Genomic DNA, 16903 nt, shown 5'->3' with positions numbered 1-16903 from the left:
TCAACGAGTCTTTTCACTTAGCGGAACCGCAAATCCCCGCGCGAACGTGATACAGGTAACCTGACACTCACGATCGTCAACGAAGGAGTTGAGATGACCGACAGCACGCGCCTCGTCACGTCCATCGACCAGGTCGGCGAGATCACCGGAACGTCGTTCGGGCCCTCCGCCTGGCGCCCCGTGCCGCAGGAGGACATCGACCTCTACGCGCGGCTCTCCGGTGACGACAATCCGATCCATGTGGACGCCGAGGCCGCGGCGGCCTCACCGTTCGGCGGGCGCATCGCCCACGGCATGCTGACCCTCAGCATGGTCGTGCCCCACCTTCGCGAGATCTACCGCGTCGAGGGCACCTCTACCGGCATCGTCTACGGCTTCAACCGCATCCGCTTCCCCCACCCCGTGCCCTCGGGGGCGCGCATCCGCGTGCGGGGTGAGGTCGCCGAGGTCCTCGAGGTCGAGGGCGGATGGCAGGTGACGCTCGCGCTGACGTTCGAGGTGGAGGGCGCCGCGAAGCCGGCGGTCGTCGCGGAGCTCATCCTGAGGCACTACCGATGAGTGGGCAGGAGGCGATGACCGGGCAGGAGGCCGGCAGCGTGCGCCTGGACGGGCGCGTGGCGATCGTCACGGGTGCCGGGCGCAGCCTCGGGCGCGCGTATGCGCTCGCGCTCGCCGATGCCGGGGCCGCGGTCGTCGTCAACGACATCGACGAGGACAGCGCGCAGGCGGTCGTGGCCGACATCGCGGCGCGCGGCGGCCGCGCGCTGGCGTGCATCGGGCCCGTCGGCCCGTCGGAGACCGCGGAGCGGCTCGTCGCGGCCGCGACCGAGGGCTTCAGCCGGCTCGACGTCCTCGTGGCCAACGCCGGCGTGCTGCGGGACCGCGTGCTGTGGAAGATGGCGGACGACGACTTCGACCTCGTGATCGAGACCCACCTGCGCGGCACGTTCACGACCGGACGGGCCGCGGCCCGCTTCCTGCGCGAGCAGGGCGAAGGCGGGCGGCTCATCCTGATCGGCTCGCCCGCCGGCCAGTTCGGCAGTTTCGGGCAGACGAACTACGCGGCTGCGAAGGCGGGGCTCGTGGCGATGGCGCGCACCTGGTCCCTGGAGCTCGCACGCGACCGGATCACCGCCAATGCGGTCATCCCCACCGCGCTGTCCCCCATGACCGCCACCATCCCGGCCTATGCGGAGCTGTACGAGCGGTTCCAGGCCGGCGAAGCCATCCCGCACGAGTTCCGCCACGACCACGCCCTCGGCAGCCCCGAGGACGTCGCCCCGCTCGTGGTGTGGCTCGCCTCCGAGCGGTCCGGCGACGTGACGGGACAGGCGATCGGCATCGGGGGCGACCGGCTCACGCTCTACTCCCACCCCGCGGTGCTCGATGTCGACTATGCCGACGGCGGCTGGGACGCCGCGGGCGTCGACACCGCGTGGCGCCGGCGGTTCGCCGCGCAGGCGCAGCCGTCCGGACCACCCCGCCGGGACGCGGGATCATGAACGCGCCCCACTACAGCGACCTGTGGCAGGGCATCGCCAGGGCGGTGCCCGATCGCCCCGCGGTGATCACGGCCGATGAGACGCTCTCGTGGGGCCGTCTGCATGCCGAGTCGGCCGCCCTGGCCCAGCATCTCTCGGAGGTGAGCGGGCTGCGCGTGCGCGACGCCGCCGCGACGCTCCTCTACAACCGCCCCGAGTACCTCGCGTTCACGTGGGCGTGCCTCGCGATCGGCGTCGCCCCCGTCGCGATCAACTACCGCTACCGCGCGCACGAGGTGCGCGCGCTGCTGCAGGACTCCGACTCGCGTGTCCTGGTCGTGCCGTCGTCGCTGGGGGCGGTCGCCGCCGAGGCGGCCGCGGGATTGGACGTCGAGCTCATCGTCGTGGACGACGACGACACCGCGGTGCCGGGGGCCACGCGGTACGCCGACATCGTCGTGGCCGGCGGCGACATGCCGCGCCAGGCCCCGCGGGGCGCGGACCTGCGTCTGTACACCGGGGGCACGACGGGGGCGCCGAAGGCCGTGGTGTGGGACCTGGACACCCTCCTGATCGCGCGCCGGCAGTCGACGTGGGGGCTCATCGGCGTGACCCCGCCCGAGACGCTCGAGGACGCGGTCGCGATCGCGATCGACGAGGACCGGCCCCGCGTCGTGATCCTCCCCCTGAGCCCGATGCTGCACGGCACCGCGCAGTCGGCGACGATGGCGACGCTCGCCCTGGGCGGCACCGTCGTGCTGCACGCCCGCGCGCGCATGGATGTCGGCGAGGCGTACCGCCTGATCCGAGAGCACGGCGTGACGCGCCTGGTGGTCGCCGGCGACGTCCTCGCCCTGCCGCTCGCCGAGGCGGCCGAGCGGGGCGGAGGGCTGCCGACCGTCGACTCGATCGTCAGCTCCGGGATGCGGTTCAGCGACGAGGTCAAGCGCCGCCTCCACACGCTCGGCGACCTCGCGATCGTCGACATGTTCGCCTCGAGCGAGGGAGGGCCCTACGCCTTCGGCATCACCCGCAGCGCGGACGACCTCCCCGCCCGCCTCGCACTCACGCCCGACGCGGTGCTGCTCGACGAGGACCACCGCGAGATCACGCTCGAGGAGGGAGCGCTCGGCCTGGTCGCCTACCGCGGGATCCTGCCGCGGGGCTACTACGGCGATCCGGAGAAGACCGCGTCGACGTTCCGGGAGATCCGCGGCCGCCGATACGTCATCCCCGGGGACTGGGCCCGCGCGCGCGGCGACGGCACGATCGACCTGCTCGGCCGGCTGAGCGCCGTCGTCAACACGGGGGGCGAGAAGGTGTTCCCCGCCGAGGTCGAGCAGGTGCTGCTGGAGCACCCGGCCGTCGACGACGCCGTCGTCTTCGGGCTGCCCGATGCGCGTTTCGGCGAGGCGGTGAGCGCCATGGTGGCGCCTGCGCCGGGGACGGACATCGACGTTGCCGCGCTGCTGGACTTCGTGGGCGAGCGCCTCGCGGGCTACAAGAAGCCGCGGCACGTGTTCGTCAGGCCGAGCCTCGGACGCAGCGCCACTGGCAAGATCGAGCTCGCGCGCGTGAAGGCCGATGCCGTTGCCGAGCTCGCGGGCGCGCGATGACCGAGCCTGACGCGGCGGCGCCGCCCGCCCCGACCGATCTGCTGGAGTTCTCCGGGGAACTGCTCGACGACGTCGAGCGCGCCAAGCTCGCGTCCCTGCGGCTGCTGCTGGAGGACCGCGCGCGCCCCCACCTGGCCGAGTGGTGGGAGCGCGGCCACTGCCCCGCGCACCTGCGCGAGGAGCTCGCCGCACTCGATCTGGAGGACGATCCGGCGCTGCTGCGCGACGACGGGCGCCCCAACCCCTACTACACCGGCTTCAAGCACTTCGAGCTGCAGCGCTTCGACGCCTCGATCGGCACCCTGTACGGGGGGCAGACCGCCATGTTCCGCACGGTCGTCCGCGAGGGCGGCACACCCGAGCAGGTGGCTCGGCTCGACGACCGGATCGGCCGGTTCGAGTACACGGGGTGCTTCGCGCTGACCGAGCCGGAGCACGGGTCCGATGTCGCGGCGGGCCTGGAGACCCTCGCGACGCGGGAGGGCGACGCGTGGCGCATCACGGGCCGGAAGCGTTGGATCGGCAACGCCGCGATCTCCGACGTGATCGCCGTCGTCGCCAAGGACGCCTCCGACGGCGCAGCGAAGGTCTTCCTCGTGCCGCGCGAGGCCCCGGGGGTCTCGCTCACGGACATCCGGGGCAAGATCGCGCTGCGCATGGTGCGCAACGCCGACATCGTGCTCGACGGCGTGCGCGTCGACGAGTCGGAGCGCCTGGGCCGCATCGACTCGTTCCGGCACGTGTCGGCGATCCTGACCAGCCTGCGCTACGTGATCGGCTGGAACGCCGCGGGCATGCAGACCGGCGCGTACGAGGCGGCGCTGGCGTACGCACTGCGGCGTCGGCAGTTCGGTCGCCCGATCGCCGGCTTCCAGCTCATCCAGGAGAAGCTCACCCGGATGCTCGGCAACGCCACCGCGACCCTGTCCCTGGCCGTCCGGCTGACCGAGCTCAAGCACCGCGGGCGGCTCACCGAGACCCTCGCCGCCCTCGGCAAGACGTGGGCGGCCGATCGCGTGCGCGAGACCGTCGCGCTCGGCCGCGAGATCGCGGGCGCGGAGGGCATCCGCGTCGACAACGACCTCGCGCGCTACTTCGCGGACGCCGAGGCGGTCTACACGTACGAGGGCACCCACGAGATGAACTCCCTCATCGTGGGCCGCGCCGTCACGGGACTGAGCGCCTTCACCCGCTGACCCGCCCCCGCCCGGACGGCACCCCACCCGGGCTTGCGGCCGGCGTTGACTAGCGTTCGTGCAGTTCGCTAGCGCGGGGAACGCTAGTAAGCAGCACGAACGCTAGTCAAAGGTCCGAGGTGGGGCGGCCGGGGCTACGGCCGGATGCCGGCCTCGAGCGCGGCGACGAAGTCGTCCATGCCCCAGCTCAGCGAGAGGGCGGTCGGCGGAGCGACCGACGCCACGGCGGGCTCGCCGGTGATGCGGACGACGTTGCCGTCCGGCACCTGCGGCAGCAGCTGCCCCTGGTCGGAGGAGAGGAACTCCTCCACCTCGGCCTCGGTGTCGCCGTAGATGAGCAGGACGTCGGCCTCCAGCTTGTCGAGCTCCTCGTAGCTCAGGGTGTAGAAGAACGTCGACTCGCCGGTGTCCAGCTCGGTCACCGAGTCCGCGCTGACGAAGCCGAGGTCCTCCGCAAACTCCACGCGGGGGTCGGACGGCAGGTAGACGTAGAAGGTTCCGCCCACGTTCCACACCTCCGCGATCGACAGCCCCTCGAACTCGGGATGCGCCTCGGCCTGCGCCGCGATCTCGGCGTCGATGCCGGCCAGCACCTCGTCGGCCTCGGCGCTCTTGCCGAGCGCCTCGCCGGTGATCCGGATGACGTCCCGCCACGGCGTCGCCCACGCCACCTCCGGGTAGGCGACGACGTCCACGCCCGCCGCCGTGAGCTGGTCGTACTCCTCCTGCGTGATGCCCGAATAGGGGGCGAGCACGACGTCGGGGGCCGCCTGCAGCATGGCCTCCACGGGCAGGGCGCCGGTCGTGTCGGACGGGAGCATGGTGGGCGTCTCGGCTCCCCGCTCCTCGAGGGCCTCCGCGATCCACGGCAGCACGCCGTTCTCGTCGCCGCCGTAGTTCTCTTGCGGGATCGCGACGGGCACCTCCCCGAGGGCGAGCACCGCGTCCGCGGCTCCCCATCCCCAGGTGGCGATGCGCTCAGGCGCCTGCTCGATGACGGTCTCGCCGAAGACGTGCGAGACGGTCACCGGGAAGGTCCCGTCGCCGGTGGCGTCGGACGTGTCCGAGGGCGCGGGGTCGGACGCGCAGCCCGACAGGGCGAGCGCGAGCACCGCGGTGGCGGTGGCGGCCCAGCGGGCCGTCGTGCGCGAGAGCGTCATGGACTTCCTTTCGTATGCGGCCGGTCGGGCCGGGTCAGGCAGGGTCGGGCGCGGAGTGCGCGCCGCCGGGCACGGGGACGACGAGGGGCGTTCCCGTGAGAGGGTCGGGGATGACGAGCGCCTCGAGCCCGAACGCGTCCGCGATGGTCGGGGCGGTCAGGACGTCTCCGGGCGCGCCGTGCGCCACGATGCCGCCGTCCTTCATGACGACGAGGTCGTCGGCGTAGCGGGCCGCGAGGCCGAGCTCGTGCAGCACCACGACGATCGTGGTGCCGCGCTCGCGGTTCAGGCGCCGGAGCAGGTCGAGCACCTCCAGCTGGTGCGCGAGGTCGAGGAACGACGTGGGCTCGTCGAGCAGCAGCACCCGTGGATCCTGGGCGAGCGCCATGGCGATCCACACCCGCTGGCGCTGCCCGCCGGACAGCTCTCCGATCGGCCGATCGGCGAGCTCGGCGACGCCCGTTGCGGCCATGGCATCGTCCACGGCCGACGCATCGCGCACGCTCCAGCGGCCGAGCGGTCCCCGGTGGGGGTGGCGCCCCCGTCCCACGAGCTCGGCGACCGTGAGGCCCTCCGGGGCGATGGGCTGCTGCGGCAGGATGCCGAGCACGCGTGCGAGCTGCCGCCGCGGCACCGCACGCAGGTCCTCGCCGTCGAGCAGGACGGCGCCCTCCGCCGGCTGCTGGAGGCGCGCCAGGTGGGCGAGCAGCGTCGACTTGCCCGAGGCGTTCGCACCGATGATCGCGGTGATGCGACCCGGCGCGATGTCGAGGTCGAGCCCGTCGATGACCCGGCGACCGGGGTAGCCGCCGGCGAGTCCGCGGGCGGACAGGCGGGATCCCTCGGCCTCCGCCCGGGCATGCGGGGTGTCGGTCATGCGCGGTGTCCCTTCGACGAGGCGAGCAGCCAGAGCAGGTAGGGCGCACCCACGGCGCCCGTCACGACGCCCACCGGCACAGCGGCACCCGGGAAGGCGTGCTGGGCCACGACGTCGGCGAGCAGCAGCAGGGCGGCGCCCGTGAACGCCGCGGCGGGCAGGGCGAGGGCGCCGCGTCCCACGAGCGTGCGGGCGATGGGCGCGGCGCACAGAGCCACGAACGAGACGGGCCCGATGAACGCGGCGGTGGTGGCGGCGAGCAGCACGGCGACCAGCACGACGCCCGCGCGCACGGCGGCGGGCCGTGACCCGAGGCCGCGCACGAGAGGGTCGCCCAGCTCCGACAGCTCCAGAGGCCGTGCGAGGAGCGTCGTGGCGACGGCACCGCCGACGAGCACCGTACCCAGCACCAGCACGGGCTCCCACGTGGTGGCGCCGAGGCTGCCGGTGATCCACATGAGCACGGATCCCGCCTCGTTCTGCTGCGCCCGCTTGAGCAGGTATCCCACGATCGCGGCGCACAGGAAGGCGATGCCGACGCCCGCCAGCACCAGGCGGTATCCGCCGTCCGCGAGCGTGCGGGCCGCGAGCAGCAGCACGACCGCGACGATGGATGCGCCCGCGAACGCGGCGCCGGCGACCGCCGCGCCGGTCCAGCCCGCGACGAGCGTGGCGAACACGGCGCCGACGCTCGCTCCCCCGCTGATGCCCAGCAGGTCCGGGCTGGCCAGCGGATTGCGCAGCATGGTCTGGAAGAGCGCGCCCGCGAGTCCGAGCGCCGCTCCGGCCAGGAGCGCCAGCGCGGCGCGCGGCATCCGGACGTGCCAGACCACGTATCGCTCGATGGGGGTCCCGCCGCCGAACAGTGCCTGCAGCATCGCTCCGGGCGAGAGCACGAAGTCGCCGAGCAGCAGCGCGACGCCCAGCGCGAGCGCGGCGATCGCGGCCATGACGGTCGCGACGACGGCCGAACGGCGCGCGGTCGCTCGCCGGACACCGAGGAAGAGGACGCCCTGGCTCACACCGCCACCTGCCTCCGCCGCAGCACGAGCGCGAGCAGCACGGGAGCCCCGATGAACGCGACGACGAGCCCGGCCTCGACCTCCGAGAGCAGGCGTCCCAGCACGTCGGCCAGCACGACGAGTGCCGCGCCCAGCGGCGCGGACACCACGACGATCCAGCGGTAGTCGCTGCCGACGACGGCCCGCACGACGTGCGGCACCACCAGTCCGACGAAGACCAGCGGTCCCGCCGCCGCCGTCGCCGCCCCGCACAGGAGCACGGTGGCCAGCAGCGCGAGGGCCCGCGTGGTGCGCACCGAGTGCCCCAGTCCGCGTGCGGTGTCGTCGCCGAGCGCGAGCAGGTTGAGGCCTCCCGACGCCAGGGCGGCCAGGGCGACGCCGATCGCGACGGCGGGGAGCACGAGCGCGAGCGTGTCGAGCCCTCGCCCGGTCAGCGATCCCACGGACCAGAACCGGAACGTGCCGAGGGCCGTCGCGCTCGTCGAGAGGATGAACAGCACGACCGATGTGAGCCCTGCCGTCACGGCCGCTCCGGTCAGCGCGAGCTTCGCGGGACTGGCGCCGTCCGCACCGGCCGACCCGATCGCCCACGCCAGCGCCGCGGCGGCGGCCGCGCCGACGAACGCGAACCAGACGTAGCCGGCCGGATGCGTGATGTGCAGCAGCGTGATGGCCAGCAGCACGGCCACGGAGGCCCCGGCGTTGACGCCCAGGAGTCCGGGGTCCACGAGCGGATTGCGCGTCACGCCCTGCATCAGGGCGCCCGCGATCGCGAGCGCTGCGCCGGCGACGACGCCGATGAGCGTGCGCGGGATCCGTTGGGTCGCGACCACGACGTGGTCGTTGATCGCGGGGTCGTATGCCAGGAGGGCGTCGATCACCGTCGGCAGCGGGATCTGGCGCGTGCCGAGGGCGAGGCCCGCGAGCACCGCGACGAGTGCGAGCAGCACTCCGGCGAGCAGCAGCGCGAGCCCCCGACGGGAGCGTCCGGTCATCCCGTTCGCTCGGCGAGGCCGCGTCGCCAGTACCCCATGAAGGCGACCCGCCGGCGGTCGACGCCGTGGCCGGAGACGAGCAGCCGGCGCAGCAGCTTGACCGTCGCGGCCTCCCCCGCGATCCAGGCATAGAACTCGCCATCGGCGGACGGCGCGCCCAGCGCGGCGGGGCTGTCCCACAGCAGTTCGCGGTCGACGTCGACGTCGGCCAGTTCCTGCGGCCGCGGCGCCGCGGCCCGCGAGAGGGTGTCTCCGTTCGCCGCAGCCCACTCCGTGACCGCGTCGATGAGTCCGGCGCCGTGCTCCCGCGCGCGACCGCCGCCGCCCTGGCGGACGACCCAGCGGACGTCGGCGTGCGGAGGCGCCGTGAGGACGCGCGCATCGTCCGCCGTGGGAATCTCGATGAACACGTCTGCGAAGCGGTCCGCGGGAAGCGCGTCGAGGATGCCCCCGATCGCCGGCAGCGCGGTCTCATCACCTGCGAGCAGCAGGCGCGACGCGCTGCCGGGCTGCCAGTCGATGCCGGTGCGCGAGTGCGGGCTGCGCTCGTCCGGCCCGACGATCACGATCTCGTCGCCCGCTCGCGCCGACTCCGCCCACGCGCCGGCGGGGCCGGGGTCGTGGTGGAGCACGAAGTCCACCGTGAGCACGCACGCGTCGTTGTCGATGCGGCGGACCGTGTAGGTGCGGAAGGGGTTGCGCCGCTCCTCCGGCAACGCGCGCCACGCGTCGTACCAGGTGCCGGCCAGGAGCATGCCCTCGTCGTCCTGCCCGACGTCGCACAGGGATCCGTCGAGGAACGGGATCAGCACCTTGATGCGCTGGTCGAGGCCCGCGGTGCCGAAATGGCGGAAGTCGTCGCTGGCGAACGTGATCCGCGCGAAGTGGGGGCTGAGCCGCTGGACATCGCGCACCCAGGCCCGGTACGGGCGGTACGCGGGGCGCGTGAGGGAAGGGGCGAGAGCGGTCACGGTCGTCCACTCTACGTTATTAGGTAAGCCTTAGCTACTCCTCGCCCGTGGCGTGGGCTTTCGGCGAGTGAGGGCGTTGGGTGCGGGGCGGTAGGTGCCGCGCCTGTCGATCCAGGGTGGGGCCTTGATCACCGGAGTGCCGGCTCTCATGCGGATGTCCCACCCGGAGCGGTCGAGGTTGTGGTGATGCCACCAGCAGAGCAGGACCCCGTTGTCGGTGTGGGTGGGGCCGCCGTTCGCGTGTTCGTCGACGTGGTGGATCTCACACCACGCCGCGGGGATCGTGCACCCGGGGATCACGCACCCGCCGTCGCGGGCGGTGATCGCCCGGCGCTGGTGGGTGTTGAACACCCGCTCCGGGGTGCCGAGGCGGATGATCCTTCCGGTGCGGTCGTGGATGATCTTCTGCACGGCCCCGGTGCACGCGATCCGGTGCGCGGTGGACGCCGGGACCGGGGTGTCGTCGATGCGCGCCGCGGCGGTGGGGTCGTGGAGGTCTTCCTCGGCGACCGTGACGACGAGGGTGGGTGCTGCGCCACCCAGTGTCGGGGTGGTTGTGGCTTTCGCCGCCGTGTGGATGATGACCGCGAGCACGTCGTGCCGCTTCTGCGTGTTCGTGCGGGGGTCGTACACCGCCTCATCCGGCGACCACGCTTCGGTTTCGTCCCGGTCCTCGGGGTCGGTGGGGGTGAAGCGGACGGCGGGGTTCAGGTGCGCGTCCAGCAGCCGCTGCAGCCCGGCGGCGACCTCCGGGAGGAGGGAACCGCGCAGGGGGACGACCCCGTCCCGGGACGTGCCGAGAGTGAGACCCCGGTTGCGGGCGGCGCGTTCCGCGTCGGGTGCGGGGCCGTCCTGGTCCAGGTACGCCGCCCAGGTGCGTGCGTGCACCTCGACCTCACCGCACGTCGGCGGAATCATCCCGGCCTGCTCTTCCAGCGCACCGGTGGCGTACGCCACCGTCGTGGCTTCGGCCGCGTCGAACTCGACCGGGTCAGCACGATCCTCCACCTTGCTCAGCACGGTCGTGACTTCGTGCGCCGCATCCGCGCCGAGGGTGCCGTCTCGTAGTGCTTGGCCGACGTGGGGGAACCGGGCCGGGAGTTCGTCTCCGGTCAACGACACCCGGGGCCGGGTGCGCTTGTCCAACCGGACACGCGCGTTGATCGTCTTCGCCGACACCCGGGTCGTGCGCTCCAGCAGCTCCACCCCGTTGCGGCACCCGTACCGGGCCGAGAGGCGGTCCTCGGAGTCGCGGGCAGACCGGACGTCCACTTCACCGGCCACACGGACTCGGGCGGCGTCGACCATCCGCCCCAACGCTTCTACCGTGCCTACGGCATCGACGAGGTCGGTGTCCGACAGGGCAGCGGTGTCACGGATCAGGGCACGCAACGCATCGAGGGAAGCGAGGACATCCCGCCCCTCGTCGCTGGTCGCGTACCGCTGTTCCATACCCCCAACGGTAGGCCGGACCACCGACATTCGAGGCCCCGGGAAACCGCCGATCCACACCCGAAACCCACACCCGTGGGCAACCCCATTTCGGGGTGTGCTGGGGACGAGGAGTGCGGGCCCGCCCCACCGGATACGGCCAGCCCCCGGCGCAAGCTCGGGGCCGCGTTTCGACTCGCCTCCGGCTCGCTCAACGAGCAGACAAAGCCCCGCCCCACCCGCGCCTCCCGCCCCGCCCCGGTTTCGACTCCGCCGCTACGCGGCTCCGCTCAACCCGTTTCGACTCCGCGGCTCCGCCGCTCCGCTCAACGACCGGAAAAACCTCGGCCCCCTGCCTCGGCTTCGACTGCGCGACCGCGGCCCCACTCAACGAGCAACCAAAAGCCCCCTACCCCCACCCACCCACCTCAACCCGGTGCGAGCGCGTAGCGCGAGCGTGCGGGCGCGAGTGCGCCCGCCACCAGGCGCGCAGCGCCGGCGCGCGAAGCAAAGCGAAGCGCCTCCCTCGCGGAGCGGCCCCCCGGGGCCCGACGCGTGGGAGAAAAAGAAAGAGCGTGGGAAAAAAGAACAGCGCGGGAGGAAAAGAAAAGCCCCCCGTCAGCCGACCAGGGCCCCGATGCGGCCGACCGCCTCCTCCAGGATCTCCGGGCCCGTGCCGTAGTTGATGCGTACGTGGCCGCGGCCCTCGTCGCCGAACGTCGTGCCCGGGTTGAGGGCGACCCGGGCCTCGCGCAGGATGCGGGCCGCGGGCTCGTCGCCCCAGTCCAGCGCGCTCAGGTCCACCCAGGCGAGGAAGCCCGCGTCGCCGGGCAGGTATCGCGCCCCGGGAAGCTGCCGGGTGAGGAGGTCGGCAAGAAGGCGGCGGTTCAGGTCGAGACGGGCCAGCAGGGCGTCCAGCCACGCGTCGCCGTGGTCGAAGGCGGCGATCCCGGCGTGCACGCCGAAGATCGACGTGCGCCACTCGACCTCGTCCGGGATCCCGCGCGCGATGCGCGTCGGCGCGTCGCCGGCCGTCACGAGCAGCGCGCACTTCAGACCCGCCAGGTTGAACGCCTTGCTCGCGCTCGTGAGTGCGAACCCGACCTCGGCCGCTTCGGGGGCGGCGGTCAGGAACGGCGTGAACGTGACGCCGGGCATCGTGAGCGGCGAGTGGATCTCGTCGCTCACGATCCAGGCGCCGTGCCGCTGCGCGATGCGCGCGAGCTCGGCGAGGCTCTCGCGCGAGTGAACCGTGCCGGTGGGGTTGTGGGGGTTGCACAGCAGCATGGCCTTGGCACCCGTCGCGAACGCCGCATCGATGCCGTCCAGATCGAGCTCCCAGCCTTCCGAGGAGCGCAGCAGCGGGACACGCGCCACCTCGGTGCGGGACTCCTCGTGCACCGCGAAGAACGGCGGGTAGACCGGCGGTGTGACGATGACCCGGTCGCCGGGCTCGGTCACCGCCCGCAGCAGTTCGGCCACGCCCATCATCACGTCGCACGTCGTGCTGACGCGTGCGGGGTCCACGTCCCACCCGAGACGTCGGCGCGCGAACCCCGCGAAGGACTCGGGCAGGCGCGTGCGCGGCGGCGTGTACCCGGTGTCGCCGCGCGCGACCGCCGCGTGAAGGGCCTCGGCGATCGGCGGCGCGAGCTCGAAGTCCGTCTCCGCCACGAACAGCGGCAGCACGTCGTCGGGATAGCGCGCCCACTTCGTGCTCGTACGGGTGCGGAGCCGTTCGATCGGGAGCGCGTCCAGCGGTGTCGTCACCCGCTCCAGCCTAGCCCTCCCCTTGCGGATCCGAGCAGCGCCGCGTCAGATGGCGAAACCGAGCGCGCGCATCATGTCGCGGCCGTCGTCGGTGATCCGCTCGGGACCCCACGGCGGCATCCACACCCAGTTGATGCGGAACCGCTCGACGACGTCGTCCAGCGCCTGCGCGGTCTGCTCCTCGAGCACGTCGGTGAGCGGGCAGCCGGCGCTGGTGAGCGTCATGTGGATGATGAGGGCGTCGTTCTCGTCGTCCCACGCGAGGTCGTAGATGAGGCCGAGGTCGACGACGTTCACCCCGAGCTCGGGGTCCATCACGTCCTTGAGCGCCTCGATGACCTCGTCGTACTTCTCCGAGGTGAGCGTCGCGGTCATGCGGCGATCCTACGCCTGAACCGGCTCACCGGGGGCCAGATACCGGTCGTAGCCCTCGTTCTCGAGGCGCTCGGCCAGCTCGGGCCCGCCCTCCTCGACGATGCGTCCCCCCACCATGACGTGCACGTAGTCCGGCTTGATGTAGCGGAGGATGCGCGTGTAGTGCGTGATGAGCAGCACGCCGAGGCCGCTGTTCTCCATGGCGCGGTTCACACCCTCGGAGACGATCTTGAGCGCGTCGACGTCGAGGCCGGAGTCGGTCTCGTCGAGGACCGCCATCTTGGGCTTGAGCAGCTCGAGCTGCAGGATCTCGTGGCGCTTCTTCTCGCCGCCGGAGAAGCCCTCGTTCACGTTGCGCTGGGCGAAGCGGTCGTCCATGCGCAGGTTCTTCATGCCCTCCTTGACCTCCTTGGTCCAGGTGCGGAGGGACGGGGCCTCGCCGTCGATGGCGGTCTTCGCGGTGCGCAGGAAGTTCGTCACCGTGACGCCGGGGATCTCGACGGGGTACTGCATCGCGAGGAACAGGCCGGCGCGGGCGCGCTCGTCGACCTCCATTTCGAGCACGTCCTCGCCGTCGAACGTGATCGAGCCGCTCGTGACGGTGTACTTGGGGTGGCCGGCGATCGTCGCGGCCAGGGTCGACTTGCCGGAGCCGTTCGGGCCCATGATGGCGTGGGTCTCGCCGGAGCGGACCGTGAGGTCGACGCCGTTGAGGATGGGGGTCGTGCCTTCGTCGGTCTCGACCGTCACATGCAGGTCGCGGATCTCGAGGACGGACATATCAGACTTCTTTCTTCGCGGTGTTCGTGGGCCGGGGATGCCGTGGCCGGGGCCTAGGACATCGCCTTCGTGGCGGCGGGATCGATGAGCACGTCGTCGCCGTCGATCTGCACGACGTAGACCGGGACGGGCTCGTAGGCGGGGAGGTTGAGGGGCTTGCCGGTGCGCAGCGAGAACGCCGAGCCGTGGGCCCAGCACTCGAGCGTGTCGCCCTCGACGAACCCCTCGGACAGCGAGATGTCCCCGTGGGTGCAGGTGTCGCCGATGGCGTGCACCTCGCCCGAGGAGTCGAGGACGACGGCGATCGGGATGCCGTCCACCTCGACCTTGAGCGGCTGGTCCTGCTGCAGGTCGCTCAGGGCGCAGACGCGCCGGGCGCTCACGCCGGGGCTCCCTGCCCGTCAGGGCCGGCGGCGAGCTCACGCTCGATGAGCCCCGTGAGCTCCTCCTCGAGCGAGGGAATGCCGATCTTCTGAACGATCTCGGCGAGGAAGCCCAGCACGACCAGGCGGCGTGCCTCGTCCTCCGCGATGCCGCGCGCCTGCAGATAGAACAGCTGCTCGTCGTCGAAGCGGCCCGTCGCCGAGGCGTGACCGGCGCCCTTGATGTCGCCCGTCTGGATCTCGAGGTTCGGGATCGAGTCGGCGCGCGCGCCGTTCGTGAGGACCAGGTTGCGGTTCGCCTCGTACGAGTCGGTGCCGGTCGCGTCCGGGCCGATCAGCACGTCGCCGATCCACACGCTGCGCGCGCTCTCGCCCTGCAGCGCGCCCTTGTACAGCACGTCGCCGCTGGTCTCGGCACCCTTGTGGTGGAGGTACACCTGGCTCTCGAGGTGCTGGCCGGAGTCCGAGAAGCTCAGCCCGTACATCTCGCCGTGCGAGCCCGTGCCCGACAGCTCGAGGTTCGGGTTCACGCGGACCACGCCGCCCCCGAAGCTCACGACCACGTGACGCACCGACGCGTCGCGGTCGACGCGCGTCTGGTGCGCGGCCGCGTGGATCGCGTCGTCGTTCCACTGCTGCACGCTGATGACGGTGAGGTTCGCTCCGTCGCGCGCGATGATCTCCACGTTCTGCGCGTACTGCGCCGATCCGGAGTGGCGCAGCACCACGGTGGCCTTGCTGTGCTCGAGCGCCTCGATCACGAGGTGGCCGTCGGCGCGACGGTCGGCTCCCTGCCCCACGATCGAGACGACGATCGGCTCGGCGACCTCCTCCTCGCGCGGCACGCGGATGTGCAGCGCCTCGGTCGCGCCCTGCCAGGCGACGGCCGCCGGCAGGTCCTCGGGCGTGAAGAACTCGCCGCGCGGGGCCTGGCCCGCCGCGAGCGGAGCGCCGACGTACTGCTCGCCCGCGGTCACGGCGTACTCCACGCCGTCGTTCACCGCGGCGGGCTCGAACAGCGGCCGCACGCGGCTCAGCGGCGTGTGCTTCCAGTTCACCTCACGGCCGCTGGGCACCCCGAACACGGCCGGCTCATACGAGCGCAGCCGCTCCGAGCGGGTCTGCACCGGGACCCCGGGAACGGGCGCGCTGGTGTCCGCCACCTGCGCCGCCGGGTCCACGTGGGCGTGCCTGTCCTGCGCCGTATCCGGCGCCTTCGTCGAGCTGGTCATTTAGCCGACCGATCCTTCCATGCCCATCTCGATCAGCTTGTTCAGCTCGAGGGCGTACTCCATGGGCAGCTCGCGCGCGATCGGCTCGATGAAGCCGCGCACGATCATCGCCATCGCCTCGTCCTCCGGGAGCCCGCGGCTCATCAGGTAGAACAGCTGCTCCTCGCTCACCTTCGACACGGTCGCCTCGTGGCCGAGCTGCACGTCGTCGACGCGGATGTCGATCGCCGGGTACGTGTCGGAGCGGGAGATCGTGTCGACCAGCAGGGCGTCGCAGCGCACGGTGTTGGCCGAGTGGTGCGCGTTCGCGTCCACGCGGACCTCGCCGCGGTAGCCGGCGCGGCCGCCGCCGCGCGCGATCGACTTCGAGACGATCGACGACTGCGTGTACGGAGCCATGTGGATCATCTTGGCGCCGGCGTCCTGGTGCTGGCCGGGACCGGCGAAGGCGACCGACAGCGTCTCGCCCTTCGCGTGCTCCCCCATCAGGAAGATCGACGGGTACTTCATCGTCACCTTGGATCCGATGTTGCCGTCGATCCACTCCATCGTCGCGCCCTCGTGCGCCACGGCGCGCTTGGTGACGAGGTTGTAGACGTTGTTCGACCAGTTCTGGATCGTCGTGTAGCGCACGCGCGCGTTCTTCTTCACGATGATCTCGACCACGGCCGAGTGCAGCGAGTCGCTCTTGTAGATCGGGGCCGTGCAGCCCTCGATGTAGTGCACGTACGAGCCCTCGTCGGCGATGATCAGCGTCCGCTCGAACTGACCCATGTTCTCCGTGTTGATACGGAAGTAGGCCTGCAGCGGGATCTCCACGTGCACGCCCTTCGGCACATACACGAACGACCCGCCCGACCATACGGCCGTGTTGAGCGCGGCGAACTTGTTGTCGCCGGCCGGGATCACGGTGCCGAAGTACTCCTCGAAGAACTCGGGGTGCTCGCGCAGCGCCGTGTCGGTGTCCATGAAGATGACGCCCTGCGCCTCCAGGTCCTCGCGGATCTGGTGGTAGACGACCTCGGACTCGTACTGCGCGGCCACGCCCGCGACGAGGCGCTGACGCTCGGCCTCCGGGATGCCCAGCTTCTCGTACGTGTTCTTGATGTCCTCCGGAAGGTCCTCCCACGACTGGGCCTGCTTCTCGGTGGAGCGCACGAAGTACTTGATGTTCTCGAAGTCGATGTCGCTGAGGTCCGCACCCCAGGTCGGCATGGGCTTCTTGCCGAAGAGGTCGAGCCCCTTCAGCCGGGTCTTGAGCATCCACTCGGGCTCGCTCTTGAGGGCCGAGATGTCGCGGACGACGGCCTCGCTCAGACCGCGGCGCGCGCTGGCACCCGCGACATCCGCATCGTGCCAGCCGAACTCGTACACCCCCAGACCTTCGAGCTCGGGACGGTCGATCAGCACATCGGACATGACGTCACACTCTCCTCATAGGCCGCAAACGGTATCAGCCGCCCCGGCGCCCCTGATCGAGCCGGGGTCGCCGTCGGTGGGCCTTCATACGAGACGCGAAGGTGCCGCGCCTAGACTGTGGGCGGTGCGGCGAGTTGCTCGCCCGCATCCGCAGCACTCCCGATTCTACAGGCTCAGCCCCTTCCGGGGCCGCGC

The 16903-nt window shown here is 71.8% G+C and carries 16 protein-coding genes; 4 read left to right on the top strand and 12 right to left on the bottom strand.

From position 1 onward, the window contains the following. Positions 1 to 93: 93 nt before the first annotated feature. From IEX37_RS01445 to IEX37_RS01430, 4 genes are read left to right on the top strand one after another with little or no spacing between them, the layout of a single operon-like run. Entirely contained in the window at positions 94 to 558 is a 465-nt protein-coding gene (locus IEX37_RS01445) for a MaoC family dehydratase (protein ID WP_188754467.1), read from the top strand. Continuing rightward, the gene (locus IEX37_RS01440; protein WP_229662997.1) at positions 555 to 1502 is read left to right on the top strand and encodes an SDR family oxidoreductase; all 948 of its coding nucleotides are present in this window, start codon (positions 555 to 557) and stop codon (positions 1500 to 1502) included. The genes IEX37_RS01445 and IEX37_RS01440 overlap by 4 nt, the downstream gene beginning before the upstream one ends. Then, positions 1499 to 3097, top strand: coding sequence for an AMP-binding protein (locus IEX37_RS01435; protein ID WP_188754466.1), 1599 nt, complete (start codon positions 1499 to 1501; stop codon positions 3095 to 3097). Before IEX37_RS01440 ends, IEX37_RS01435 begins: the two co-directional genes overlap by 4 nt. Further along, positions 3094 to 4293, top strand: a complete 1200-nt coding sequence (locus IEX37_RS01430; RefSeq protein WP_188754465.1) for an acyl-CoA dehydrogenase family protein — start codon at positions 3094 to 3096, stop codon at positions 4291 to 4293. The genes IEX37_RS01435 and IEX37_RS01430 overlap by 4 nt, the downstream gene beginning before the upstream one ends. Before the next feature lie 134 nt (positions 4294 to 4427). Here IEX37_RS01430 and IEX37_RS01425 read toward each other — a convergent pair whose 3' ends face one another. The 12 genes from IEX37_RS01425 to sufB form a co-directional block, all read right to left on the bottom strand. Continuing rightward, positions 4428 to 5453 carry an ABC transporter substrate-binding protein gene (locus tag IEX37_RS01425; RefSeq protein ID WP_188754464.1) on the bottom strand — a complete coding sequence of 342 codons (1026 nt, stop codon included), beginning with the start codon at positions 5451 to 5453 and terminating at the stop codon, positions 4428 to 4430. A 34-nt stretch (positions 5454 to 5487) separates the two neighbouring features. Continuing rightward, on the bottom strand, positions 5488 to 6330 hold the full coding sequence (locus tag IEX37_RS01420) for an ABC transporter ATP-binding protein (protein ID WP_188754463.1): 843 nt from the start codon (positions 6328 to 6330) through the stop codon (positions 5488 to 5490). After that, positions 6327 to 7352, bottom strand: a complete 1026-nt coding sequence (locus tag IEX37_RS01415) for a FecCD family ABC transporter permease (protein ID WP_229662996.1) — start codon at positions 7350 to 7352, stop codon at positions 6327 to 6329. Before IEX37_RS01415 ends, IEX37_RS01420 begins: the two co-directional genes overlap by 4 nt. Continuing rightward, the gene (locus IEX37_RS01410) at positions 7349 to 8347 is read right to left on the bottom strand and encodes a FecCD family ABC transporter permease (RefSeq protein WP_188754462.1); all 999 of its coding nucleotides are present in this window, start codon (positions 8345 to 8347) and stop codon (positions 7349 to 7351) included. Before IEX37_RS01410 ends, IEX37_RS01415 begins: the two co-directional genes overlap by 4 nt. Beyond that, entirely contained in the window at positions 8344 to 9318 is a 975-nt protein-coding gene (locus tag IEX37_RS01405) for a siderophore-interacting protein (RefSeq protein ID WP_188754461.1), read from the bottom strand. The genes IEX37_RS01410 and IEX37_RS01405 overlap by 4 nt, the downstream gene beginning before the upstream one ends. Positions 9319 to 9348: 30 nt before the next feature. After that, entirely contained in the window at positions 9349 to 10770 is a 1422-nt protein-coding gene (locus tag IEX37_RS01400; protein ID WP_188754460.1) for an HNH endonuclease signature motif containing protein, read from the bottom strand. A gap of 597 nt (positions 10771 to 11367) precedes the next feature. Further along, the gene (locus IEX37_RS01395) at positions 11368 to 12519 is read right to left on the bottom strand and encodes a MalY/PatB family protein (RefSeq protein WP_188754459.1); all 1152 of its coding nucleotides are present in this window, start codon (positions 12517 to 12519) and stop codon (positions 11368 to 11370) included. Positions 12520 to 12564: 45 nt separating this feature from the next. Continuing rightward, positions 12565 to 12894, bottom strand: coding sequence for a metal-sulfur cluster assembly factor (locus IEX37_RS01390; protein ID WP_188754458.1), 330 nt, complete (start codon positions 12892 to 12894; stop codon positions 12565 to 12567). A 9-nt stretch (positions 12895 to 12903) separates the two neighbouring features. Further along, on the bottom strand, positions 12904 to 13674 hold the full coding sequence (sufC, locus tag IEX37_RS01385) for a Fe-S cluster assembly ATPase SufC (protein ID WP_188754457.1): 771 nt from the start codon (positions 13672 to 13674) through the stop codon (positions 12904 to 12906). A 53-nt stretch (positions 13675 to 13727) separates the two neighbouring features. Continuing rightward, entirely contained in the window at positions 13728 to 14057 is a 330-nt protein-coding gene (locus IEX37_RS01380) for a non-heme iron oxygenase ferredoxin subunit (RefSeq protein ID WP_188754456.1), read from the bottom strand. Beyond that, positions 14054 to 15289: a Fe-S cluster assembly protein SufD gene (gene sufD, locus IEX37_RS01375; RefSeq protein WP_188754455.1), complete on the bottom strand. Its 1236-nt coding sequence runs from the start codon at positions 15287 to 15289 to the stop codon at positions 14054 to 14056. Before sufD ends, IEX37_RS01380 begins: the two co-directional genes overlap by 4 nt. Continuing rightward, entirely contained in the window at positions 15290 to 16708 is a 1419-nt protein-coding gene (gene sufB / locus IEX37_RS01370) for a Fe-S cluster assembly protein SufB (RefSeq protein WP_188754454.1), read from the bottom strand. Positions 16709 to 16903: the final 195 nt, after the last annotated feature.

Source organism: Microbacterium album (assembly GCF_014643695.1).
GTDB classification, from domain to species: domain Bacteria; phylum Actinomycetota; class Actinomycetes; order Actinomycetales; family Microbacteriaceae; genus Microbacterium; species Microbacterium album.
This window is presented reverse-complemented; position numbering and strand designations above follow the sequence as displayed.

Bases quoted from the DNA above. Each gene is read 5' to 3' on its own strand.
- IEX37_RS01445 (WP_188754467.1), top strand. From the start codon at position 94: ATGACCGACAGCACGCGCCTCGTCACGTCCATCGACCAGGTCGGCGAG.
- IEX37_RS01440 (WP_229662997.1), top strand. From the start codon at position 555: ATGAGTGGGCAGGAGGCGATGACCGGGCAGGAGGCCGGCAGCGTGCGC.
- IEX37_RS01435 (WP_188754466.1), top strand. From the start codon at position 1,499: ATGAACGCGCCCCACTACAGCGACCTGTGGCAGGGCATCGCCAGGGCG.
- IEX37_RS01430 (WP_188754465.1), top strand. From the start codon at position 3,094: ATGACCGAGCCTGACGCGGCGGCGCCGCCCGCCCCGACCGATCTGCTG.
- IEX37_RS01425 (WP_188754464.1), bottom strand. From the start codon at position 5,453: ATGACGCTCTCGCGCACGACGGCCCGCTGGGCCGCCACCGCCACCGCG.
- IEX37_RS01420 (WP_188754463.1), bottom strand. From the start codon at position 6,330: ATGACCGACACCCCGCATGCCCGGGCGGAGGCCGAGGGATCCCGCCTG.
- IEX37_RS01410 (WP_188754462.1), bottom strand. From the start codon at position 8,347: ATGACCGGACGCTCCCGTCGGGGGCTCGCGCTGCTGCTCGCCGGAGTG.
- IEX37_RS01400 (WP_188754460.1), bottom strand. From the start codon at position 10,770: ATGGAACAGCGGTACGCGACCAGCGACGAGGGGCGGGATGTCCTCGCT.
- IEX37_RS01390 (WP_188754458.1), bottom strand. From the start codon at position 12,894: ATGACCGCGACGCTCACCTCGGAGAAGTACGACGAGGTCATCGAGGCG.
- sufC (WP_188754457.1), bottom strand. From the start codon at position 13,674: ATGTCCGTCCTCGAGATCCGCGACCTGCATGTGACGGTCGAGACCGAC.
- sufD (WP_188754455.1), bottom strand. From the start codon at position 15,289: ATGACCAGCTCGACGAAGGCGCCGGATACGGCGCAGGACAGGCACGCC.
- sufB (WP_188754454.1), bottom strand. From the start codon at position 16,708: ATGTCCGATGTGCTGATCGACCGTCCCGAGCTCGAAGGTCTGGGGGTG.